At 31.8% G+C, this 22748-nt stretch carries 23 protein-coding genes and 1 tRNA gene; 8 read left to right on the top strand and 16 right to left on the bottom strand.

The window, feature by feature from the left end:
• Nucleotides 1-67: 67 nt before the first annotated feature.
• From IX290_RS06685 to IX290_RS06650, 8 genes are all read right to left on the bottom strand, one after another.
• Entirely contained in the window at nucleotides 68-529 is a 462-nt protein-coding gene (locus tag IX290_RS06685) for a threonine/serine exporter family protein (protein WP_211492436.1), read from the bottom strand.
• Nucleotides 529-1296, bottom strand: coding sequence for a threonine/serine exporter family protein (locus tag IX290_RS06680; protein WP_211492435.1), 768 nt, complete (start codon nucleotides 1294-1296; stop codon nucleotides 529-531). Before IX290_RS06680 ends, IX290_RS06685 begins: the two co-directional genes overlap by 1 nt.
• 45 nt (nucleotides 1297-1341) lie before the next feature.
• Nucleotides 1342-3174 (bottom strand): oligoendopeptidase F, encoded by a 1833-nt coding sequence (gene pepF, locus IX290_RS06675; RefSeq protein ID WP_211492438.1) that lies wholly within the window; start codon nucleotides 3172-3174, stop codon nucleotides 1342-1344.
• A gap of 115 nt (nucleotides 3175-3289) precedes the next feature.
• The gene (locus IX290_RS06670; protein WP_211492434.1) at nucleotides 3290-4549 is read right to left on the bottom strand and encodes a uracil-xanthine permease family protein; all 1260 of its coding nucleotides are present in this window, start codon (nucleotides 4547-4549) and stop codon (nucleotides 3290-3292) included.
• 94 nt (nucleotides 4550-4643) lie between these two features.
• Nucleotides 4644-5021 (bottom strand): thioesterase family protein, encoded by a 378-nt coding sequence (locus IX290_RS06665; RefSeq protein ID WP_211492433.1) that lies wholly within the window; start codon nucleotides 5019-5021, stop codon nucleotides 4644-4646.
• A 24-nt stretch (nucleotides 5022-5045) separates the two neighbouring features.
• Nucleotides 5046-5261 carry a hypothetical protein gene (locus IX290_RS06660; protein WP_211492432.1) on the bottom strand — a complete coding sequence of 72 codons (216 nt, stop codon included), beginning with the start codon at nucleotides 5259-5261 and terminating at the stop codon, nucleotides 5046-5048.
• A gap of 18 nt (nucleotides 5262-5279) precedes the next feature.
• Nucleotides 5280-5909: a thiamine diphosphokinase gene (locus tag IX290_RS06655; protein WP_211492431.1), complete on the bottom strand. Its 630-nt coding sequence runs from the start codon at nucleotides 5907-5909 to the stop codon at nucleotides 5280-5282.
• Between the two features lie 11 nt (nucleotides 5910-5920).
• A complete protein-coding gene (locus tag IX290_RS06650; protein ID WP_211492430.1) occupies nucleotides 5921-6745 on the bottom strand; it encodes an endonuclease/exonuclease/phosphatase family protein in 825 nt (274 codons plus the stop codon).
• Between the two features lie 200 nt (nucleotides 6746-6945).
• On the opposite strand from IX290_RS06650, the gene IX290_RS06645 reads away from it, so the two are divergent.
• From IX290_RS06645 to IX290_RS06615, 7 genes are all read left to right on the top strand, one after another.
• On the top strand, nucleotides 6946-7677 hold the full coding sequence (locus tag IX290_RS06645) for an HAD family hydrolase (RefSeq protein ID WP_211492429.1): 732 nt from the start codon (nucleotides 6946-6948) through the stop codon (nucleotides 7675-7677).
• A gap of 36 nt (nucleotides 7678-7713) precedes the next feature.
• Nucleotides 7714-8052 (top strand): hypothetical protein, encoded by a 339-nt coding sequence (locus IX290_RS06640; protein ID WP_211492428.1) that lies wholly within the window; start codon nucleotides 7714-7716, stop codon nucleotides 8050-8052.
• Nucleotides 8053-8100: 48 nt separating this feature from the next.
• Nucleotides 8101-12333, top strand: a complete 4233-nt coding sequence (locus IX290_RS06635; RefSeq protein ID WP_211492427.1) for a 2-hydroxyacyl-CoA dehydratase — start codon at nucleotides 8101-8103, stop codon at nucleotides 12331-12333.
• 100 nt (nucleotides 12334-12433) lie between these two features.
• On the top strand, nucleotides 12434-13552 hold the full coding sequence (locus IX290_RS06630; protein WP_211492426.1) for an aminotransferase class I/II-fold pyridoxal phosphate-dependent enzyme: 1119 nt from the start codon (nucleotides 12434-12436) through the stop codon (nucleotides 13550-13552).
• On the top strand, nucleotides 13530-13748 hold the full coding sequence (locus tag IX290_RS06625; protein WP_211492425.1) for a hypothetical protein: 219 nt from the start codon (nucleotides 13530-13532) through the stop codon (nucleotides 13746-13748). The genes IX290_RS06630 and IX290_RS06625 overlap by 23 nt, the downstream gene beginning before the upstream one ends.
• Complete coding sequence (locus tag IX290_RS06620; protein ID WP_211492437.1) at nucleotides 13673-14137, top strand: pimeloyl-ACP methyl esterase BioG family protein; 465 nt, start codon at nucleotides 13673-13675, stop codon at nucleotides 14135-14137. The genes IX290_RS06625 and IX290_RS06620 overlap by 76 nt, the downstream gene beginning before the upstream one ends.
• Entirely contained in the window at nucleotides 14121-14786 is a 666-nt protein-coding gene (locus IX290_RS06615; protein WP_211492424.1) for a methyltransferase domain-containing protein, read from the top strand. Before IX290_RS06620 ends, IX290_RS06615 begins: the two co-directional genes overlap by 17 nt.
• 72 nt (nucleotides 14787-14858) lie before the next feature.
• Here IX290_RS06615 and bioA read toward each other — a convergent pair whose 3' ends face one another.
• The 6 genes from bioA to recA all read right to left on the bottom strand — a co-directional run bounded on the left by bioA (nucleotide 14859) and on the right by recA (nucleotide 20480).
• Nucleotides 14859-16208, bottom strand: coding sequence for an adenosylmethionine--8-amino-7-oxononanoate transaminase (gene bioA, locus IX290_RS06610; protein WP_211492423.1), 1350 nt, complete (start codon nucleotides 16206-16208; stop codon nucleotides 14859-14861).
• Nucleotides 16198-16905 carry a dethiobiotin synthase gene (bioD, locus tag IX290_RS06605; protein ID WP_211492422.1) on the bottom strand — a complete coding sequence of 236 codons (708 nt, stop codon included), beginning with the start codon at nucleotides 16903-16905 and terminating at the stop codon, nucleotides 16198-16200. The genes bioA and bioD overlap by 11 nt, the downstream gene beginning before the upstream one ends.
• Nucleotides 16886-17875 carry a biotin synthase BioB gene (gene bioB / locus IX290_RS06600; RefSeq protein ID WP_211492421.1) on the bottom strand — a complete coding sequence of 330 codons (990 nt, stop codon included), beginning with the start codon at nucleotides 17873-17875 and terminating at the stop codon, nucleotides 16886-16888. Before bioB ends, bioD begins: the two co-directional genes overlap by 20 nt.
• Before the next feature lie 66 nt (nucleotides 17876-17941).
• Nucleotides 17942-18030: transfer RNA gene (locus IX290_RS06595), tRNA-Leu, on the bottom strand.
• A gap of 50 nt (nucleotides 18031-18080) precedes the next feature.
• Nucleotides 18081-19226: an N-acetylglucosamine-6-phosphate deacetylase gene (gene nagA / locus IX290_RS06590; RefSeq protein ID WP_211492420.1), complete on the bottom strand. Its 1146-nt coding sequence runs from the start codon at nucleotides 19224-19226 to the stop codon at nucleotides 18081-18083.
• Between the two features lie 174 nt (nucleotides 19227-19400).
• Nucleotides 19401-20480 (bottom strand): recombinase RecA, encoded by a 1080-nt coding sequence (recA, locus tag IX290_RS06585; RefSeq protein ID WP_211492419.1) that lies wholly within the window; start codon nucleotides 20478-20480, stop codon nucleotides 19401-19403.
• 182 nt (nucleotides 20481-20662) lie between these two features.
• Here recA and IX290_RS06580 point away from each other — a divergent pair, with 182 nt between their 5' ends.
• Nucleotides 20663-21325 (top strand): DUF6198 family protein, encoded by a 663-nt coding sequence (locus IX290_RS06580; protein ID WP_211492418.1) that lies wholly within the window; start codon nucleotides 20663-20665, stop codon nucleotides 21323-21325.
• A gap of 44 nt (nucleotides 21326-21369) precedes the next feature.
• On the opposite strand, the gene IX290_RS06575 is transcribed toward IX290_RS06580, so the two are convergent.
• Nucleotides 21370-22254 carry an IS3 family transposase gene (locus IX290_RS06575; protein ID WP_211492417.1) on the bottom strand — a complete coding sequence of 295 codons (885 nt, stop codon included), beginning with the start codon at nucleotides 22252-22254 and terminating at the stop codon, nucleotides 21370-21372.
• Nucleotides 22185-22748: helix-turn-helix domain-containing protein (locus IX290_RS06570; RefSeq protein WP_211492416.1), on the bottom strand; the 564-nt coding region annotated here is incomplete at its 5' end. The genes IX290_RS06570 and IX290_RS06575, both read right to left, overlap by 70 nt.

Below are 22748 nucleotides of genomic sequence, written 5' to 3'. Positions count from 1 at the left end.
TTCTCAGCTACTTTCTATCTTATTATTCAAATTATAATTTCCTAATATATAAAAAAATGGAGACTTCTTAGTCTCCATTTTTCATTCTATATTTATCACTTATTCTCATAATATGAGCAGCAGTAAATATTCCAACTGCCATAGCTCCAGCCATTATAAAAGTGGTGATCCCCTTTTCCAAAGCCATTGGATAGTTCTTCTCAATAAGATTATACATAGTGTAGTATATTCCCCCTCCTGGTGCCAAAGGAATAAGAGCAGGAATCATAATTGCAGTAACAGTAGTTCTCATTTTTCTAGCTACTATCTCAGCATAAAGTGACAGAAATAGAGTGGCTAAAAAATAGTCAACTCCAACTGTAAAATCAAGTTCTTTTCCAGCAAGATAGAAAAACCAGCTTATCCCACCAGCAATTCCTGTATGAAGAAGATTTTTTCCCTTTACTTTAAATATTATTCCAAAGCCAAAAGAGGTAAGTATCGCTGCTAATATCTGTACAATCCAGTTACTTATATATAGTTCATACATCAGTGAATACCTCCTAATCTAAAGAATACATTTAATGCAACTCCTGATCCCACTGCTATAGAAGTCCCTACCATTACTACTTCAAGAAGTCTTGACATTCCAGTAACCAGGTCTCCAGCAAAGATATCTCTCATAGAGTTTATAAAAGGTACTCCAGGAACCAAAATCATAAGTGCTGAAATTATAGTAGTGGATATTCCACCAATATAACCACTCTGCTTTAATAAACATGCTGTCAATGTAGCTACAAATCCACATATGAGATTTGTAAAAAATGTCCCTATCTCAAGTTTATTACAGATTTTTGTAAAAATACCAATTCCAAGACCTGCAATAAAAGAACCTATAAATTCATGAAAAGTACCTAGAAAAAGTATTGAAAAAAATGATGCTCCTATACAATGTCCGGCTAAATCCACTATATCTGTATATGATTTTTCAGTATCTATCTCTCTTATTTTTTCTTTTACCTCTTCCATGCTATACTTATCAATATCATCTACTAAAAGTGCTACCTTATACACTTTATCAAGATTGGTAGTTCTTGAATTAACACGTCTTACAAGAGATCTTATCTCTCCTTCATCATTTTCTACAGTAATAATCAGGCATGTAAGAGTTGCAAAGCAGTGTCCCTCATACCCAAATCTCTCAGCAACTCTGCACACATTATACTCCACTCTGTATATTTCTGATCCATTTTTTAGCAAAGTTTCACCCACATCACCTGCTAAATTTAAAACTTTAAACTCAAAATTCTTTTCCATATGCAAACTCCATCAATATGTTATAGTTTTTCCCCTAATTCATGTTTATTTATTCAATTTTTTTAGTTCTTCTTCAAGAAGATCAAGAAGTCTATTAAATTCTATTGCTACAGCTGTAAAGCTCTCTTCTTTCTCAAGATCCACTCCAGCTTTTTTAAGTTGATTCATTGGATGGTCATTTCCACCTGATTTTAACAATTGAAGATATTTTTCTTTAGCTTCTTCTCTCTCTTTTTCTGAATATTTTGTATCTGTTATTCTCTCATAAAGATTTGCTGATGATGCAAAACTTGTAGCATATTGATATACATAATATGGTGAATTAAAGAAGTGTGGAATTCTTGCCCAAACTATTTTTTGTAATTCATCCATAGCAAGTGTATCTCCAAAATACTCTTTGAAAAGTTTATCCATTATACCACTTAGTACATCTGGAGTAACAGCCTGTCCATCTTCTATAAGTTTATGTGCCTGATATTCATAATCAGCAAATAGAGATTGAATGTAGAATGTTCCTACTATATTTCCTAAAGCCTGCTCTATTAAAGCTACCTTTTCTTTAGGATCTGTTGTATTTTTTATCATATAGTCAAGTAAAAGTCTTTCATTAAATGTTGAAGCAACTTCTGCAACAAATATAGTATAATCATGTGTTGCATATGGCTGATTTTCACTTGATAGCATGCTGTGAAGAGTATGTCCTAACTCATGAGCTAAGGTAAATACATCATCCATTGTAGATTGATAGTTTAATAGCATAAATGGATGGACATCATATACCCCAATTGAGTATGCTCCACTTCTTTTATTTTCAGTTTCAAATACATCTATCCATCCTTCACTAAGAGCTCTGTTCATTCTTTCTGAGTACTCTTTTCCAAGTGGTGCAACTGATTCATATACCATTTTCTTAGCTGTATCATAATCAAATTTCTTATCATAATCAACGATGTTTATACTGTTATCATAGTAGTGATAATCTTTAAGACCTAATGCTTTCTTTCTTAAGTTTACATATCTTTGTAAAGGTGCATTATTATCTTTAGCTGATTTTAAAAGAGTTTTAAATACTTCAACTGGAACATTTTTAGGTTCTAAAGCTTTTTCAAGTGAAGATTTATAGTTTCTTCCCTGAGCTGATGCCACATCTCTTTGAAGAAGTGCTCTATAGATTGCTCCATATGTATTTTTATTGTTGTTAAATGAACCGTATAAAGCTTCAAAAGCTTTCTTTCTATCTTCCTGGTTTCTATTAGTTGAAAGTATCTTTGAATATACTCCATTTGTAACTGGTCCTTCATAACCATCAGATAGTTTTACATTGTTCCATTTCATATCTGATATTGAAAGTTCCCCGTAAATATCACTTGGTGAACCCATGTACTGACCATAGTATGATAGCAGTTTCTCTTTTGGTTCATCTAATACATGATCTTGTAATCTATATATTTCCATCATGCTAAATCTATAATCTTTTATTTCTGGATTTTCATCTAGCCATTTTTCCATTGTCTTTTTAGGAATTTCTAAGATTTCAGGTGTCATCCACGCTGTACTTACAGCATATTGAGTATATACAGCTTCTACCTCTTGTAGTTTTACTGATACTACTTCATCTTTAGAATCCAAGTCTTTTAACATATATACGTAGATATATAATTTATCTAAAAGCCTGCTTAATTTTTCTTCTAATTGAATTAATTCAACAAATTTCTTGCTGTCATTTTTTATTTTCCCTTTATATTGTGGAACTTCTTTCATTATTTTCTTTAATTTTTCAAAATCTTTATCCCATTCAGACCAATCGGCATAAAAATCTTTCATATTCCATTTGTATTTGTCTGCTATTTCATCTCTCGTTAAAACTTTTTGTGCCATATCTTCTCCTTTGCTTTTTGTAGATAATTGATTTTTTGCAAAACTATTCACTCCAAATAGTGCCAGTAATATTCCAACAAATATAATTTTTTTCACAACACTCTCCCCATATTTTTTACTCTAATGTTTTTAATTTAAGTTCTCTATCAGTAGGTAATACTTTATTTAATATTACTCCAGCTAATGCAGCAAGAGCAAGTCCTGATACTGATACAGTTTTCCATAGTACAATATTGTCCACTGCTATTCCTAATACAAATATAAGTGATGCAATAATAAGGTTTCTTGAGTTAGAGAAATCAAGTCTTGCATCAACAACTGTTCTTACTCCAACTGAAGCTATCATTCCAAATAGGATAACTGATACTCCACCCATTACTGGAAGTGGAATACTTTGAAGAAGAATACCAAATTTTCCTATAAATCCTAAAATAATTGCATAACAAGCTGCTATTCTTAATATTGCTGGGTCATATACCTTTGTTACAGCAAGCACTCCTGTATTTTCTCCATAAGTAGTATTTGCAGGTCCACCAATAAATCCAGCTGCAACTGTTGCAAATCCATCTCCTAATAGAGTTCTGTGGATTCCAGGATTTTTAAAGAAGTCTTTTCCAACAACTGCACCATTAGTAGTAATATCTCCAATATGCTCAATAAATACAACTAGTGCAATAGGTGCAATTGCAATTATTCCTGTAAGAGAAATTTGAGGTAAAGTTAGAAGATCATGAGTAGCTTCTGCAGATAATCCTACCCATTTTGCCTGAGATACAAGATCAAAATTTACCATTCCCATAAATGTAGCTACTATATATCCAACAATGACTGCTGCAAGTATTGGTATAAGTCTTAAGAAAGATCTCTTCATCATAGTTATAAATACCATTACAAGTATAACAACACAAGCTACTACAAGACTCTTAGGGTCAAATTTACCATTTGCATAACCTGCCATTCCTAAAGCTGTAGGTGCCATTCTAAGACCGATTAACATAATGATAGGTCCTGTTACAATAGGTGGGAAGAAAGATTTTACTCTTTGAACACCAAATACTTTAACTAAATAAGACATTAAAACATATATAAGCCCTGCTGCTATAACTCCTCCCTTTATAGCACCAATTCCTTCTTCTTTTAAAACAAGTGTCAAAGCTCCTATAAATGCAAATGAAGATCCTAAAAATACCGGTACGATTCTCTTAGTACAAAAGTGGAATATTAACGTTCCAACTCCTGCTGAAATAAGTGCTAAAGAAGGATTTAATCCTGTTAAAAATGGCACTAATACTGTCGCTCCAAACATTGCAAGAACGTGTTGTATCCCTAGGATATACCTTGCTTTTCCTCTTATTTTTTGACTATTCTCTTCCATTGTTCCTCCTGATAATTATTAAATTTTTATAAACATAAAGAAAAAGAAATAATAGAATTTTACCTCTACATTTCTTTTTTCCTGCTTAACTAATTTACTTTTTTAATTTGCTTAAGAATTTTTCTCCATTAACAATAAATCTGCTGTGCTCTCCTTCTCCTACAACAGTTTCACTATGAGTAACTACAACATGGAAATCAAGTCTTCTTCCATCGATTTCTTTAAGTGTTGCAACACATTTTAATTTGTCGCCAACTAGATTTGCTTTTAAGTGTTTAATATTTAAAGAAATACCAACAGTTGTATCTCCATTTTCAAGTTCTTTTTCAGCTAAGTTGAAAGCTGCATTTTCCATAAGTGCAACTAGCATTGGAGTTGCAAATACTTCTAATCCTCCTGAACCTAATTTTATAGCTGTGTCATCTGACCCAACTGCCTTTTCTAAAGTCAAAGTCATACCTTTTTCTAACACGATTGCCTCCTTAAATTTATTAGTCTATTTTCTGCTCTTTGTAGCCTTAAAGTATATGTTAATCAGTATTTTAGCTAAAATTTTTTTGAGGTGATTATTTTCATTCACCCCATCATCATAAGCTACGCATCCGGCTTTGAAAAGCTGCACCATTATTTTATCCTCAGATGAAATAAGAAGCAGAAAAAAATAAAATAAAATTATCATCAAAACAGCACCGGCAATTAAAATACCTAACATCTTCCTTCCCCTTACCTTCTATTCAATTATAATCCCTATAAGCTTTCCATTGACAAATTCAATGGAGCAATTATCTTCTAACGCCACATTGCTCATACAGATTGAACTTCCCTGCTTTAAAGTATAATTATTCAAGGGATACTTAAATCCTTTAAGTGTAATTCCTGTTACTTTTTCTGAAAATGGTATAAAAGATATAGTCTTCCCTTTTACATTCTCCATAGTTGCTCTTTTTTCTATACAGAACATTCTCTCTTTTTCAGTTATTAAAAATAGATTATCAAATAAAAACAGAAGATTTATATTTGATAACTCGTGGTCTCTACGTCCACCTAATGCACCAATTACTACAATTTTATCATAGTTCTTTTTAGAAAGATATTGTAAAATAAGCTCTCCATCAGTAAAATCTTTATCTTTAGGAAATTTATTTATTATTATATCGTTTTTTCTGTATTTTTCAAGGAGTTCTGGTGAAACAGAATCTAAATCTCCCCAAATCTCTTTAGGCACAATTCCTAACTCTTCCATGAGATTTGCTCCACCATCTGCACAGTAGAAATCTCCTGGTTCTTTTGCTAGAAGATTGAGATAAAACTCTTTGCTCCCTAGTAGTTCTCCATTAAAAAAAACATACGCTCTCTTCATTATTTCCCTCTCTAATCATCATCTACGCTACTGTTAAGTATGATAAATATTGGTAGATGATCTGATACTCTTTTTTTCATCATTTTATAATTTTCTTTTGTAAAATCTACAGCTCCACTTTTTCCTTCAAACTCTTTTGTGTATTTTTTTGAAAGAAACATATTATCGTAAGAGCTTGCAAGTCTTGAACTTCCTAAAGTTGTTTTAATCTTAGGATCAAGTGTATATGTTATCTCGTCTCTATGTTTTAAGAATAGCTCAAAAGCTTCGTCAAATGCTGAAAGATTAAAATCTCCAGCAATTATAATATCATTTTCAACAGGATCTAAATCCTGAAAATAATCATAGACCTCTCCCATTTTAAAGGCTTCTCTTCTTCTTACCTTTTCATTCTTACCAAAAATAGAGTGTGCAAGAACAAGGGTAAAATCTATATTATCTATTTTGAAATCTGCTCCATATGGAGGTCTTGAAAAAACTTTATCATGGTTTGGATAATAACCTCTCACTTCAAGAGGAGTTACTCTATTTTTCTTCCAAACATATGCAAAGTGCTCTTTATAACTACTTTTTCCAACTGGGTATGGTGAAATATGATAATCCCATTTTTTACCACTTACTTTTTCAAGTGCTGAAACAAGATCCTGAACTCCCTCTTCATTCATTACCTCAATAAGTCCAACAAGATCAAAAGCTGAAATAACCCTTGCTGTCTGTTCATAATCCTTTTCATTTTTACCAAGTCTTAAAGTATTAAAAGATGCCACATATGCTTCCTGAGCAAAAAGTGATATTGTTACAAATATATATACAATCAGAGTTCTTATTCTTTTCATTTCCCCACCTCTTTTTCTTCTGTATATTCTATCACAATTACGCAATTTCACAAAATTAATTTATTATTATTTTTACCAAATTCTGACCACCAATATTTTAATGTTTAACCACTGTTCTATTTGACTTTTTATGGTTTTTCAACTATAATTCTTTAATAATAGATAATATTCATTTAGTTTGCCTAAAGGTGGGATAATTTATGATTGCAGCGTTTTTTGATATTGACGGAACTATATATAGAAATTCTCTTTTAACAGAGCATTTTAAAAAACTTATAAAATATGATCTTCTTGATTTTAGTGAATATGATAGAAGAGTAAAAGAAGCATATAAATTATGGGATGAAAGAGTAGGAAACTATGACAACTACTTAGAAGATTTAACTGGAACCTATGTAGATGCCATAAAGGGACTGCCCATAAAATATAATGATTTTGTTGCAGACAAGGTAGTTGAGCTTAAAGGAAACAGAGTTTATGCCTATACAAGAGAGATGATAAAATGGCATAAAAAACAGGGGCACCTTGTTATTTTTATATCTGGAAGCCCAGACTTTTTAGTATCTAGAATGGCTAAAAAATGGGATGCAGATGACTTCTGTGGTTCTACTTACCATACAGGTCCTGATGGAACCTTAACTGGTGAAATATCTCCAATGTGGGATTCACCTAACAAACTTAAATCAATACATAAGTTTGTTGAAAAATATGGAATTAACTTATCTAAAAGTTATGCTTATGGAGATACACACGGTGACATTACAATGCTTGAACTTGTTGGAAATCCAAGAGCAGTAAATCCAAGTCTTGAACTTCTAACAACTATTAAAAACAATCCTGAGCTTTGTAAAAAGACTGAGGTGATAGTTGAAAGGAAAGATGTAATCTATTCTCTTTCACCTGATGTAAAAATTATTGCACCTCATTTTTAGAGTTTTTACTTTATTTGATATAAGGAGGAACGGGGAATGATAAGAACAGTAATCTATTTTATCATTTCAAGTTTTTTGCTATTTTTCAGCACCAATGTCAATTCTAGCAGTGAAGTAAGAATTTTTGAAGATAGAGAACAGGCTATCTATAGAATTCACTGCAACGATGAAACTCAAAGTTACAGTACAATTACACTTGATAAAATGGAAGTTCTACCAAGAACAATTTTAAAAACCGGAACTCCAAATACCTTTATTAAGAGTAATCCTGTAAAACGAAAATACAAAAATTTTGTAGAAAATGATATAAACCAATATAAAGCTAATTTTGCGTCCATATTAGGGCGTTATAAGACCCGAATTCTTCTCATTTGATTTTTCTTTAATTAACTGATTAAAGATTAAATAATTAAGGAGGATAATGTGAGAGAATTTTTAATAGGTACTGATGTTGGTTCAACAACAATCAAAATAGTATGTTTAGATGAAAATCTAAATATTGTTTATTCAATATACCAAAGGCATCTTTCTAATGTTAGAGAGACTACTAAGGAACTTTTTAACGATTTTTTAAGAGAAATGAAAGAGAGATATGGTGAAGATTTGACCTTTAAATTAAACATTACAGGGTCAAGTGGAATGGGAATAGCATCTTGTATAGAAGCTGAATTTATTCAAGAGGTTATTGCATGTATAAAAGCCATAGAGCAGGTAATTCCAGAAACTGATGTTGCCATTGAATTAGGAGGAGAGGACGCAAAGATAACTTTCCTTAAAAATGATATGGACCAGAGAATGAATGGAAGCTGTGCTGGTGGAACTGGAGCATTTATCGACCAGATTGCGTCTCTTTTAAATACTGATACCAGTGGATTAAATGAACTTGCAAAAGATTATGACACAATTTATCCAATAGCAGCCAGATGTGGTGTATTTGCTAAAACTGATATTCAGCCTCTAATTAATGAGGGGGTAAAAAAAGGAAATATAGCAGTATCTGTATTTCAAGCTGTTGTAAATCAAACTATTACAGGTCTTGCCTGTGGTAAAAAAATATCTGGAAAGGTAGCTTTCTTAGGGGGACCTCTATTCTTTTTAAGTGAACTTAGAAAGAGATTTATAGAAACACTTAACATTGCTGATAAAGATGTAATATTCCCTAACAACTCACAGATTTTTGTAGCTCAAGGGGCAGCACTTGCATCTTTAGAAAATAAAAAAAGCTATACTCTAGGTGAATTGTCAGAAAAATTTGAAAAACTTAATGAAAAGGATACAAGTGAAACTACAAGACTTGAACCACTTTTTGAATCAAAAGAGGAATATGATGAGTTTGTAACAAGACATACTGGAGAAAAAGTTGATACAGAGGATCTTGCAACTTATCAGGGAAATGCCTATTTAGGTATTGATGCTGGTTCAACTACTATCAAGCTTGTACTAATTTCAGAGGATAGAAAGATACTTTACTCATTCTATTCTCATAATAAGGGTAATCCTTTAGATAATATTATAAATAACTTAAAAACTATGTATTCAAAGATGAATGATAAGATAAAGATAAAAGGTTCTTGTGTAACTGGATATGGAGAAAATCTTATCAAAGCTGCTTTAAATGTTGATGTTGGAGTAGTTGAAACTATTGCACACTATAAAGGAGCACTGCACTTCCAACCTAAAGTTGACTATATTCTAGATATTGGTGGACAGGATATGAAATGTCTTAAAATAGATGATGGTATCATATCTTCTATACTTTTAAATGAGGCATGTTCATCAGGTTGTGGTTCATTTTTAGAAACATTTGCAAATTCTCTAGGTATGGGAATAAAAGAGTTTGCAAAACTTGGTCTCTCTGCTAAATCTCCAGCAGATTTAGGTACCAGATGTACTGTATTTATGAACTCAAAAGTTAAACAGGCACAAAAAGAGGGAGTAGAGGTAGGGGATATATCTGCAGGGCTATCTTATTCAGTTGTTAAAAATACTCTTTTTAAAGTAATAAAAGTTAGAAATAAAGAGGAACTTGGAAACTATATAGTTGTTCAAGGTGGAACTTTTTTAAATGACTGTGTATTAAGAGCATTTGAAAAAATTGCTGGAAAAGAGGTAATAAGACCTAATATAGCGGGACTTATGGGAGCCTTTGGAGCAGCAATAGTAGCTCAGGAACATGCAGTTGAACACTCAACTTTACTTACAAGAGAGGAACTTGATACATTTACTTATACAACTAATCTGACACGTTGTGGAATGTGTACAAATAGATGCCTACTTACAATTCATAAGTTTAAAAATGGTGAAAACTTTATATCTGGAAACAGATGTGATAACCCAGTTCATAAAGTAAAAAAAGAACATGCACCAAACATGTTTGAATATAAATATAATAGACTATTTAATTATACCCCACTTGAATTTTCAAAGGCTACACGTGGAGAGATTGGAATACCAAGAGTATTAAATTTCTATGACTCTTATCCTTTCTGGTTCACTCTTCTTACAGACCTTGGATTTAGAGTGGTAATTTCAGATGATTCTTCTAAAAAATTATATGAAAGCGGAATAGATACTATTACATCTGATTCAATATGCTATCCTGCAAAACTTGTTCATGGACATATTGTAAATCTTGTAAATAAAGGTATTAAAAGAATATTTTATCCTTGTGTTATATTTGAAGAAAAAGAGGATGAAAAATCTCAAAATCAATATAACTGCCCAATAGTAATGTCTTATCCTGAAGTTATTAAAAATAATATGGATATATTAAAAGAGCACGATATAGATATGATGATACCTGTATTCTCTTTTGAGAATGCTGAAGTATTATACAAGAGGGTAAGAGAGGTCTTTGCAAGATTTGATGTTACAAAGGATGAGGTTAAAATTGCTGTTGATAGAGCTTTAGAAGAAAAATATAAGTTTAGAAAAGATATGCAGAATAAAGCTAAAGAGATAATTGCAGATCTTGAAAAAACTGGAAATATTGGAGTGGTACTATGTGGAAGACCATATCATACTGATAAAGAGATACATCATGGAATTCCTAATATTATCAACTCATTTGGAATAGCTGTCTTAACTGGAGATGCTGTTGCTAGTCTTGGTTCTCTAGATGATGAACTTAGAGTAATTGACCAGTGGACATATCACTCAAGACTTTATAGAGCAGCAGGGGTAGTTGGAAAACATCCAAATCTTGAACTTATAGAATTAAACAGTTTTAGCTGTGGAATAGATGCAGTTACAACTGACCAGGTAAATGAAATACTTACTAATTATGGTAAGGTTCATACACTGTTAAAAATAGATGAGATAAGCAACTTAGGTGCTATTAAAATCAGAATAAGAAGTTTACTTGCAGCACTCGAGTATAAAAAATCATCTATCACAAATAAAATAAAGAAAACAATCGAATATAAAAAAGCTGAATTTACAGAAGCAATGAAAAGTGAGTATACAATTTTAGCTCCACAAATGGCACCTATGCACTTTGACCTTATAAAGCATGCCTTTAGAGCCCAAGGGTATAATCTTGTAATATTACCTGAAACACAGGAAGCTCTGGAATGTGGACTTAAATATGTAAATAATGATGCCTGCTATCCATCAATTCTTGTAATTGGAGAGCTTATTTCTGCACTTCAATCTGGTAAATATGACCTTGATAAAACTGCAGTTATAATATCTCAAACTGGTGGAAGTTGTCGTGCTACAAACTATCTTGGATTCCTTAAAAAAGCTATAAAAGATGCTGGATTTGATAAAATTCCTATTATCTCTTTAAATGCTGATGGTTTCCAAAAACAACCAGGTTTTTCACTTTCACTTAGCTTCCTGCACAAAGCTATGATAGCTGTTTCTTATGGAGATATTTTGATGAAACTTCTATATCACACAAGACCTTATGAAATAAATAAAGGTGAAAGTGATAGAGTATATAAAAAATGGAATCAACTTGTAATTCCTAATATATACAATGGTAAAATATCTCAATTTAAGAAAAATTTAAGCAATATTGTAAAAGATTTTGCTGCTATAGAAGTTACTAATGAGGAGAAGATTAAAGTTGGAATAGTTGGAGAGATACTTGTAAAATTCAGTCCATTTGCCAATAATAATCTTGCTGCATTTATTGAGTCAGAAGGTGGAGAGGTATACACTTCATCACTTATGAACTTTATAAAATATTGTATCTATAGCGATATCTTCCTAATGGAAAAATTTAAAGGCAGATTTTCAGCAACAATGCTTAAACTTATTCTCTGGATAACAGATAGATACACCAAAGCTGTAAATAATGCTCTTAAAAAATGTAGCAGATTTTCTCAGGAGATTCCTATTCAGGAGACTGCAAAGAAAACTTCTCAATTTATCTCTATTGGTCATCAGTCTGGTGAAGGTTGGTTCCTAATGGGAGAAATGATAGATTTTATTGAAGAGGGAGTACCTAATATTGTATGTGTTCAACCTTTTGGATGTCTGCCAAACCACATCACTGGTAAGGGAATGATAAAAAGACTTAAAGAGGAATATGAAAATGTCAATATCACTCCTATTGATTATGACCCTGCTTATTCTGAAGTAAATCAGATAAACAGAATAAAACTTATGCTATCTGTAGCAAAGAAAAATCTGAAAAAAATATCTTAATTCCTGGAGACAGTTGCAATTTTGTAACTGTCTTCTTATTTTTCTACATCTTTTTTTTATATAAATTATATGCTATCATTTAGTATAAAGGAGAGATAATATGAAAATAGAGGATATAAAAAAAGAACTTAATAAATTAGAAACTTTGAACAATTTTAGAAAACTCGCTACACCTGATGAAAACCTTATCAATCTTTCTTCAAATGACTATCTTGGACTTGGAGAAAATAAAAAATTAAAAGAGAAATTCTTTAGAAAATTTTCTCCTAAATTAGCTGCCAGCTCTTCAAGACTTATTACAGGGTCTTCTAAAGAGGTAATGGAACTGGAGAAAAAAGCCCAGGAAATATATGGTAATCCCTGTATTATGTTTAACTCTGGATTTGATGCTAACTCGTCTATTATAGAGACTTTTTTTAATAAAAATTCTCTTATTATTACAGATAGATTAAATCACGCAAGTATCTATGATGGAATAGTTAATTCTCAGGCTAAGTTTTTAAGATATAAGCATCTGGATTTTAAAAACTTAGAAGATCTGCTTGAAAAATACAGCAGTGAATATGATGATATTTTAGTAGTTACTGAAACAGTCTACAGTATGGATGGAGATATAGCTGATATTGAGAGAATTGTTAAGATGAAAAAGAGATATAATTTCCAGCTTATGGTAGATGAAGCTCATTCATATGGAGTATTTGGATATGGAATTGCTCACAATCTTGGCATTGTAAAAGATATAGATTTTCTTGTAATTCCACTTGGAAAAGGTGGTGCTTCAGTTGGATCTATGGTAATATGTGACCAGCTTCACAAGGACTTTATTATAAATAAAAGCAGAAAATTTATATTTTCAACTGCACTTCCACCAATAAATCATCTATGGAATCTCTTTATACTTGAGAATATGAATAACTTTGATAAGGAAAGGGTAGAGCTTGAGATGCTAAAAAATTATACCTTAAGACTTCTTAAAGAAAATGGCATAGAAACATCTTCAACTACTCAGATTATCTCAATTATTGTAGGAGATAATAAAAAACTTGCAACAATTTCTCAAAATCTTAAAGAGAAAGGATTTCTTCTATATGGCGTAAAGGAACCAACTGTACCAAAGGGAACTGCAAGATTTAGAATAGGACTTAACCCTGGTATTAAAAAAACTGATATTGAAAGATTTGTTAAGGAGCTAAAAAATGAACTTGATACTCTTCTTTAATGGCTGGGGAATGGATGATGGAATTTTAAAAAATCCCACAATCCCAGAAGGATTTATATTAAAAGAGGTGAGTTACCCATATAAAGTCGATATTGATATCTCACAATACAGTGATACTTTATTGGATGGTCTTTTGGATGCTGGTATCTTACTAAATATCTTATTGATAACAGTATCAAAACAGATAAAGCAATAGCTATAAATGGTCATTCTAAAACTATTGGAAAATATGGAATTGCTCCTAAGATGTTTAATCTTACTCTTGATACTTTAACATATGAAAATCTTTTGAAATTCTATGAAAATATGGGAATAGATAGAGAGATATTCATACCAAAAAGAGATTTTAACTCTATTAAAGATGAACTTGAAATATTCGGAAAAAACTACAAAGAGATGGGTAATATTTTTAATTTTGCTTTTGTCGGAGAAAATGATAGAATAATTCCAGGAAAAAAACAGATAAGATATTGGAAAGAAAATGATATTTCTCCATATATCCTTCAATGTGAGCACTATCCATTTATTCAAAAAGATATGTTTAACACTATAATAAAGAGGGTACAAAATGAACTTTCAAAATAAATTTTATATTTATAATCAGTATGCAGATGTGCAACGAGAGGTTGCAAAAGAGCTTATTTCTTTTATGGATGAAAATTCTAAAGATAAAAAAATTGAATCAGTATTTGAAATTGGCTGTGGAACTGGGATATTTACAAGATGTTTTTTAGAAAAATACTCTCCCTCATCACTTATACTAAATGACTATTTCGATACAAGAGAGTATTTTCAAAATATAAGTTATAACAGTTTCTATCAGGGAAATATTGAAGAAAAGGATATTCCAACTGCAGATATTATTGTTTCAAGTTCTGCCCTTCAATGGATAGGGGACCTTGAAAAGGTAATATCAAGAATTGCTAAAACGGGAGCTATTTTCTCCTTTTCAATATTTACATATGGTAATCTTCAGGAGATAAAAAATCATTTTGATATCTCTCTTAATTATCATAAAATAGAAAAGATATATGAGATTTTAAGAAAATACTTTAAAAATATTGCATATAAATCTCAGACTATTAAGAAAAAATTTGACACTCCACTTGATGCATTGAGACATCTTAAAAACACTGGAGTCACTGGATTTAAAAAAACAACTGTTGGAAAAATCCGTGCATTTAAAGAGGACACCCTTACATATGAGATTGGATATTTCTACTGTTCCAGATAGAAGTAACAATTAAATTTTATAAGAAATATAAAAAGCTGTGCAAATCTTATTTCAGGTTTACACAGCTATTTTTTATCTTGATTTCATATACTCTTCTATTGAATCTCTGCAGATTTCAAGCATTTTATCTATCTCATCATATGTTATTATATATGGTGGCATAAAATATATGGTATTTCCTAAAGGACGAAGAAGAGCACCCTTTTTCAGTGCAATCTTATAAATCTCATACCCTGCTCTTTCACCAGCTGGAAAATCTTCCTTTTTGTTGTTCTGAACAAGTTCTATTGCTCCTATCATACCTAGCTGTCTAAATTCTCCAATATATTCCTTACCTTTAAATACCTCTTTTGCTCTCTTATTGAGATATTTTCCCTTTTCCTCAATGAGTTTTAAAATATTTTCATCTCTGAATATTCTCAATACCTCTAAAGCTATTCTACATCCAATAGGATTTCCTGAATATGAATGTGAGTGTAAAAAAGATTTCCCTTCCATATAGTCAGCATAGAATGCGTCATAAATCTTTTGAGTAATTCCAACTATGGCCATTGGATAATATCCTGCTGTAAGTCCCTTAGACATGCACATAATATCTGGACTTGTACCACTGTGCTCCATAGCAAACATCTTTCCAGTACGACCAAATCCCATTGCAATCTCATCAGCAATTAGATGGATATCATACTCATGAGTTAATTTTCTAAGCTTTTTAATATATTCAGGTGAGTACATCTTCATTCCTGCTGCACCTTGAACCATAGGCTCTATAATTACAGCTGAAATCTCTTTATGATTATCACGAATAAGCTTTTCCATTTTCTCAAAACATTGAGCTGAACAGTTATCAAAATTCTTACCATAAGGACATCTATAGCAATCAGGTCCATCTGCTTTTAATCCCTCTTTTATAAGGTCCCTATATGTATTAGTGAAAATATCTATATCCCCTACTCCCAAAGCTCCAACTGTCTCTCCATGATAAGCATTTTTTAAAGATATAAATCTTTTTTTTTCAGGCTTTCCACTCTGTTGATGATATTGAAAACTAAGTTTTAGAGCCATCTCTATACTTGAAGAACCATTATCTGCAAATAAAAATTTTTCTATTCCTGCTGGAACTACTTTTATAAGCTCCTGTACAAGTTCAATTGCTGCCTCATGGGAAAAATTAACAAATAACACATGTTCCACCTTATCTATCTGCTCTTTAATGGCACTGTTTATTCTCTTGTTACAGTGTCCAAAAAGATTGACCCACCAACTTGAAACACAGTCCATATATTTTTTTCCAAATTCATCTTCAAGATATATCCCTTCAGCTTTTTTTATAACAATTGGAGGAAGTTTCTCATAATCTTTCATCTGTGAGCATGGGTGAAAAATATAATCCATATCTATCTGTTGTAACTTACTTAGCATTGGTATTCATCCCTTCTATTCCCAAAAATTTCATTACTTTTTCTCTATCTAATTCTGTAGCACCTTTTTTTATAATAAGATGATTTTTTATTCCTGTAAGCTTTAAAATTATATCTATATTATCATCTTCATAGTAATGTTCCTTTTTATCTCCAGTAACCTTATTAAAGATTATCCCCTGAACCTCTATTTTCATGTTTTTAAGGCTTTCTGCTGTAAGGACAGCATGATTTATCGAACCAACCTTTGCACTTGATACAACTATAACTGGGAGATTTAAAAGTTTTATAAGATTATAGATATAAAATTTATCTCTTATAAGAGGGACATGAAGTCCTCCAGCTCCCTCAACTATCATATATCTATACCTTTTCTTTAACTCTTCCCATTTTTTTATTATTCTATCACTATCAATCTCTATATTTTCAAGTTCTGCTGCAAGATGTGGAGATACCTCAGCTTTTAAAGTATAAGTCACCATATCTCTATCATATGGAATCTTATTAAAACTACATAAAAAATCTACATCTGGAGCTTTAAGCATTCCATCTTTTTCAATGCATCCACTTTGAACAGGCTTGTAATACCCTCCACCTATATCTTTTAAACTTTTATATAAAAGAGTACTTACATAAGTTTTACCAATATCTGTATCAGTTCCTATTATGAAAAATCCCTTATTTAATTCTGTAGCCATTTCTCTTAAGCATCTCCTTATCACTTTCAATTGTTGTTCCTGTGGTAGTTAGAAAATTCCCTGTAAGTGCTGAGTTAATTCCTGATTTTATACCTTTTTCCTGGTAATCTCCAAGTTTTACCCTTCCACCTGTATATCTTAAAAAAGCTTTAGGAAGAATAAATCTATATATGGCTATACACTTTAAAATCTCTTTAGGATTTAATGGCTTCATATTTTCAAGTGGTGTCCCTGGAATAGGCATTAAAATATTTAAAGGTACAGAAAAAATATTTAGTCCTTTAAGTTCAAATGCCATTTTTATTCTATCAAGAGGAGTCTCACCTAATCCCCATATTCCTCCACTACACACTTTTAAACCAACCTTTTGTGCCAATTTTATAGTCTTTATTCTGTCATCATAACTATGTGTTGAACAGATATTGGAATAAAAATCTCTTGAAGTCTCTAAATTATGATGATATGTAGTTACTCCAGATTGAAGAAGCGATTTTAATGCATACTCATCACAGATTCCATGTGAAGCACAGAGAGAAAGTCCTGTTTTTTCCTTAAGCTCTCCATAGATGACTTTTAGTTTTTCTACATCACAATCCCCTTTTTTTAGACCTCTCCCACTTGTAACTAATGAAAATCTGTGAGCTCCTTCTGCCTCCACTTTTTTAGCCTCTTCTAAAGCCTTTTCAGGAGAAACAAGAGAATATATTTGAGCATTAGTTTTAAAATGAGATGACTGGGCACAATACTTGCAGTTTTCACTACATTTTCCTGATTTTGCATTTATAATAGTACACAGGTCAAAATAGTCTCCACAAAATTTCTCTCTAATCTCATCTGCACTTTTACAAAGCTCTTCCATATCCTCATCATTATCTATAGAAATATCCAAAAGTTGTTCAGCTTCTTCAAATTCTATATCTTCCCCATTGAGCACCTTATTTTTTAATCTTTTAATCAAGTTTTTCAGCATTTTCCCCTCCTAAAAAATTTTACTATAAAAAAAAGCACATCACTGAAGATGTGCTATTTCTCAAAATGGTGCCTAGAGCCGGAATCGAACCGGCACGGTAACTTAATACCACAGGATTTTAAGTCCTGTGCGTCTACCTGTTCCGCCATCCAGGCTATTGCTTTCACAACTATTGTATTTTACAATAATTTAATTCTATTGTCAATTACTTTTGATATTTTATTTCACCTTTTACAATTGTCATACAAACATTGTAATTTTCATCTAATACAACAAGGTCTGCTACTTTACCTTCTTCAATTACTCCACAGTCAAGTCCAAACTCTTTTGCAGCATTTGTACTAGTTACTTTTACAGCATCAAATATACTATATCCTAAATCTATAACATTTTTAAATGCTCTATCAAGAGTAAGTACGCTTCCAGCAAGTGATCCGTTGCTTACAAGTCTAGCTTGATTATCTTTTACATATACGTCAAGTTCTCCAAGTTTGTATTGTCCTTCTTCAAGACCAGTAGCACACATTGCATCTGTTATACATACTACTTTGTCTACACCTTTAGCTTTGAAAAGTAATCTTACAGCTTCTGGATGAACGTGAATTTTGTCAAATATTATCTCTGCATTGATATTATCATTTACAAGTACTGCTCCTACTACACCAGGTGCTCTGTGATTAAATCCTCTCATTCCATTGTAAGTATGTGTAGCATGAGAAATTCCTGCTTTTACAGCATCCTGAACCTGCTCAAATGTAGCTCCAGAGTGTCCTACTGAAACAATTACTCCATTTTCTTTTAAATATTTTATTGCTTCATCATCGTGTTCTCCAACAGCTGCCATTGAGAATAATTTTACAAGACCAGGTTTTACAGATAAGTACTCTTTTATCTCGTCTATTCCTGCTGGTTTTATATATTTATCATTTTGAGCTCCTTTAAATTGAGCATCAAAATATGGCCCTTCCATATGTGCTCCAAAAATTGTAGCTCCATCAAGATTTTCATTTTGAAGTTGTCCTATCTTTTCCAATACCTCTTTTAATGTCTCTTTTGAGCTTGTAAGAGTAGTAGCTAGAAAATCAGTAGTTCCATGTTTTGCAACAAATTTAGAAATCTTTTTCATACCTTCAATAGAGTTATCCATTACATCTGCACCATCTGCACCATGAATATGAACATCTACGAATCCAGGAACTATATATTTTCCTTCTAAATCTATTCCATCAGGATCAGAAAACAATTTTCCTTGGTGTATTTTTTTGATTTTCCCATCTGATATTACCACTGTTCCCTGTCCTATTCTATTTGGCAATACCACCTTTGCATTTCTTAATACTATTTTTCCCATTTGTAACCCCCCCTATAACATTGAATTTTTAAATCATTTTTATGTTATCTTACTAATATTTTATTACATTTTACCTTTTTTCTCAACAAGTTTTTTATTTTGTCCCAAATACTCGGTTCTTTAGGGGTATACTTTCCATATTTTATCTTTATCCTCTTCTTAGCCATTGTCCCTCTATTCCATATCTATATCATCTATTACCTCGTCTTCTTCCTCTTCTCCTCTTTCCACTTCAGCTTTTTCACATTTACCTTCTCTTATTTTTTCAAATACCTTATTTTCTATCTCCTGAAGAAGCTCTTTTTCGTTTTCAAGTCTTGTTTTTACATTTTCTTTACCCTGTCCAAGACTCATATCACCAAAGTTGAACCATGCTCCTGCTTTTGTAACTATATCATTTGCAATAGCAAGATCTAAGATCTCTCCTGCTTTTGTTATTCCCTTTCCATACATTATCTGGAATGCAGCTTCCTTAAATGGAGGTGCTACTTTATTTTTAGTGACTTTTACAAGAGTTTCATTTCCAATAACATCATCACCTTGTTTTATAGATTTTATTCTCTTAACTTCCATTCTAACTGTAGAATAAAATTTTAGTGCTTTTCCTCCAGTAGTAGTAGTTTGAGGTCCAAACCCAAATCCACCTATTTTTTCTCTAATTTGATTTATAAATATCATTGTTGTTTTTGATTTATTTAAAGTTCCAGTAAGTTTTCTAAGTGCTTTTGACATAAGTCTAGCTTGTAATCCCATCTGCTGATCTGACATCTCTCCATCTATTTCAGCTTTTGGTACAAGTGCTGCAACTGAGTCTACAACAATAAGATCCACAGCACCAGATCTTACTAACATATCTGCTATTTCCAAAGCCTGTTCTCCATAGTCAGGTTGTGAAATAAGCAGTTCATCAATATCTACTCCTAAAGCTTTTGCATATTCAGGATCAAGTGCATGTTCAGCATCTATAAAAGCAACAATACCACCTAGCTTTTGAGCTTCTGCAGCTATATGAAGAGCAATGGTAGTCTTTCCAGAACTTTCAGCTCCATAGACCTCTATTATTCTTCCTCTAGGTACTCCACCTACACCTAAAGCCATATCAAGATTTATACTTCCTGTAGGGATTACCTCTATTTCCATATTGGCATTTTCTCCCAATTTCATTATAGCACCTTCACCAAAATCTTTAGTTATTTTAGCCATAGCTTGTTTTAAGCTATTTTGTCTATCCTGATTTTCTTTTTTTACTGCCATTTCACCATCTCCAAAAAGTATATATTATTTTTTATAACGAATTATCTATTTATATAGATAACATAAAAAATATATTTTTGCAACAAAAATTTAAAATAAATTTTTAGAGAGATTTCGTTTCTATATGAATATAAATATGCTATAATATTTAATTGTAAATTTAATGATAACAGTGAGGGAAAATGAATATCAACTATTTAAAAAAATATTCTTTATGGATATTATCTGTAATAATCAACTCTTTTGGAAACTTTTTACTTATTAGAAGTGAAATGGGAAGCGGTCCATGGATAGCTGCCAGTATGGGACTTGCAAAAGCTTCTACTTTGCAAATAGGACTATGTACAATTATTTTAAACTTTCTTGTATATATTCCAATCATCATAATAAGCAGAAAATTTAATATTTTAAGACTGATTGGATCTTTTTTTGTAGCCTATATATTTGGTAGATTTATAGACTTTTTCTTAATAAATCTCTACTGGGTACAAAGTGATAAACTCTTTATAAGAATCATCCTCTTTATCCTGGGAGATCTTGTGCTTTCAGCAGGAATCTCAATGTATCTGAGAGTAAATATAGCTCTCAACCCATTTGACCAATTTTTGCAAACAGTAAATGAATATCTTTTACCAGATATAAGAAAAGCAAATCTTGTCTATCTTGGAGTTCCACTTTTACTTGCTTTAATTCTTGGAATATACAATGGGTTTTATTTCAGAGGGATAGGAGTTGGGACTATTATAATGTTTCTCTTCAATGGAGTATTTATAAAGTACTTCCACAAAAGAATACCAATTTCAGAGAGCATTTTACATCCTGAAAACTATATAAAAAAAGAATAGGTCTATGATATGTACCCAGTTTTCTGGACATATTAAATAAAAACTCAAATACTTATGGATGCTTTCCTGTATTTTACAGGTGGCATCCATTTTGTTTTTTTCTGAATTCGCTCGTTGTTGTAATAATCTATATAATCTTTGAGCGCAATTGCGAAGGAATCAAATGAATCAAAGCGCTTTTCATTTCCAAAATACATTTCATTCTTTACTCTTCCAAAAAATGTTTCCATAATGCAGTTATCAAGGCAATTCCCTTTCCTAGACATAGACTGAATAATCCCGTGTTCTTTTAATTTATTTCTAAAGTATTCATGCTGATACTGCCATCCCTGATCAGAATGCAGTATTAATCCTTCAAGCGTAGGAAATTTTTTAAAAGCATTCTCAAGCATATTCCTTATCTGCTTTAAATTTGGGCTCATTGATAAATCATATGATATTATCTCATTGCTATACATATCAAGAATTGGCGAAAAGTAACATTTTCCCCAGGAAAAAGTAAATTGTGATACATCAGTTGTCCATTTTTGTAGTGGTGCACTGGCTGAAAAATCTCTATTGATAATATTTGGCGCAACTTTTCCAATGTTTCCTAAGTATGAATGATACTTTACTTTTGGACGTTTACCCATTAATCCCATGTCGTGCATAAGTCTTTGTACACGCTTGTGATTAACTCTTATGCCACGATTTTCAAGTTCTTTATGTACACGCCTAACACCGTATCGTTGTTTATTCTCCTGGAATATTATACGTATTTCTTTTGCAACCTTAATATTTCTTAGTTTCACTGCATCGACTTTCTTAATCTCGTAATAATAAGTTGATTTGGCTATCCCAATAGTTTTTAATAGATATTTTAATTTGTATCCTTTTTCTTTGAGTTCTTTAACGATCGCTGCTTTTTCGCCTTGAGTTGTGCAGCCCATTTTTCCTCTCTCAAGGCAATTTCTTTTTTTATTACTTCATTTTCTGTTTTAATATATTCTACTTCAGCGCGAAGACGAATAAGTTCTTCACGTTCTGATTCAGTGAGCGGTGCGGGTTTCATATCTTTCTTCATATTGGCCTCCCCTTTAGATTTCCTTCCTCTTTTCTTATCTACAAGGCCATTATATCCCATTCGTTTATATTTGTGAACCCATTGATAAAGTTGTCCTGAATGAATCCCCGCTGAGATTGCTACAGAGGTATAGGATTGTCCTGCTAAAACTTGTGATACCAGCTTTAAACGTTCATCTGCTGTCCAGGTTTTATTCTGAGGTTTATGGCGTAATACTTCCAGTCCATTATTTTCAACCATTCTTACCCAAGCACGAATCTCATTACGAAATTTTTGCGTTGGTACTCCATCAGGTGTTTCTGGATACCTTCCTAATCGATAAAGTTCAATACACATTCTTTTAAATTCATAACTGTAACG

Source organism: Fusobacterium sp. DD2 (assembly GCF_018205345.1).
GTDB lineage: Bacteria > Fusobacteriota > Fusobacteriia > Fusobacteriales > Fusobacteriaceae > Fusobacterium_A.
Note: the sequence above shows the minus strand (reverse complement) of the source record. Positions and strands in the feature narration are given on the sequence as shown.

Coding starts and splice junctions, on each gene's coding strand:
- IX290_RS06685 (WP_211492436.1), bottom strand. CDS start 529: ATGTATGAACTATATATAAGTAACTGGATTGTACAGATATTAGCAGCG.
- IX290_RS06680 (WP_211492435.1), bottom strand. CDS start 1,296: ATGGAAAAGAATTTTGAGTTTAAAGTTTTAAATTTAGCAGGTGATGTG.
- pepF (WP_211492438.1), bottom strand. CDS start 3,174: ATGGCACAAAAAGTTTTAACGAGAGATGAAATAGCAGACAAATACAAA.
- IX290_RS06670 (WP_211492434.1), bottom strand. CDS start 4,549: ATGGAAGAGAATAGTCAAAAAATAAGAGGAAAAGCAAGGTATATCCTA.
- IX290_RS06660 (WP_211492432.1), bottom strand. CDS start 5,261: ATGTTAGGTATTTTAATTGCCGGTGCTGTTTTGATGATAATTTTATTT.
- IX290_RS06655 (WP_211492431.1), bottom strand. CDS start 5,909: ATGAAGAGAGCGTATGTTTTTTTTAATGGAGAACTACTAGGGAGCAAA.
- IX290_RS06650 (WP_211492430.1), bottom strand. CDS start 6,745: ATGAAAAGAATAAGAACTCTGATTGTATATATATTTGTAACAATATCA.
- IX290_RS06645 (WP_211492429.1), top strand. CDS start 6,946: ATGATTGCAGCGTTTTTTGATATTGACGGAACTATATATAGAAATTCT.
- IX290_RS06640 (WP_211492428.1), top strand. CDS start 7,714: ATGATAAGAACAGTAATCTATTTTATCATTTCAAGTTTTTTGCTATTT.
- IX290_RS06630 (WP_211492426.1), top strand. CDS start 12,434: ATGAAAATAGAGGATATAAAAAAAGAACTTAATAAATTAGAAACTTTG.
- IX290_RS06625 (WP_211492425.1), top strand. CDS start 13,530: ATGAACTTGATACTCTTCTTTAATGGCTGGGGAATGGATGATGGAATT.
- IX290_RS06615 (WP_211492424.1), top strand. CDS start 14,121: ATGAACTTTCAAAATAAATTTTATATTTATAATCAGTATGCAGATGTG.
- bioA (WP_211492423.1), bottom strand. CDS start 16,208: ATGCTAAGTAAGTTACAACAGATAGATATGGATTATATTTTTCACCCA.
- bioD (WP_211492422.1), bottom strand. CDS start 16,905: ATGGCTACAGAATTAAATAAGGGATTTTTCATAATAGGAACTGATACA.
- bioB (WP_211492421.1), bottom strand. CDS start 17,875: ATGCTGAAAAACTTGATTAAAAGATTAAAAAATAAGGTGCTCAATGGG.
- nagA (WP_211492420.1), bottom strand. CDS start 19,226: ATGGGAAAAATAGTATTAAGAAATGCAAAGGTGGTATTGCCAAATAGA.
- recA (WP_211492419.1), bottom strand. CDS start 20,480: ATGGCAGTAAAAAAAGAAAATCAGGATAGACAAAATAGCTTAAAACAA.
- IX290_RS06580 (WP_211492418.1), top strand. CDS start 20,663: ATGAATATCAACTATTTAAAAAAATATTCTTTATGGATATTATCTGTA.
- IX290_RS06575 (WP_211492417.1), bottom strand. CDS start 22,254: ATGGGCTGCACAACTCAAGGCGAAAAAGCAGCGATCGTTAAAGAACTC.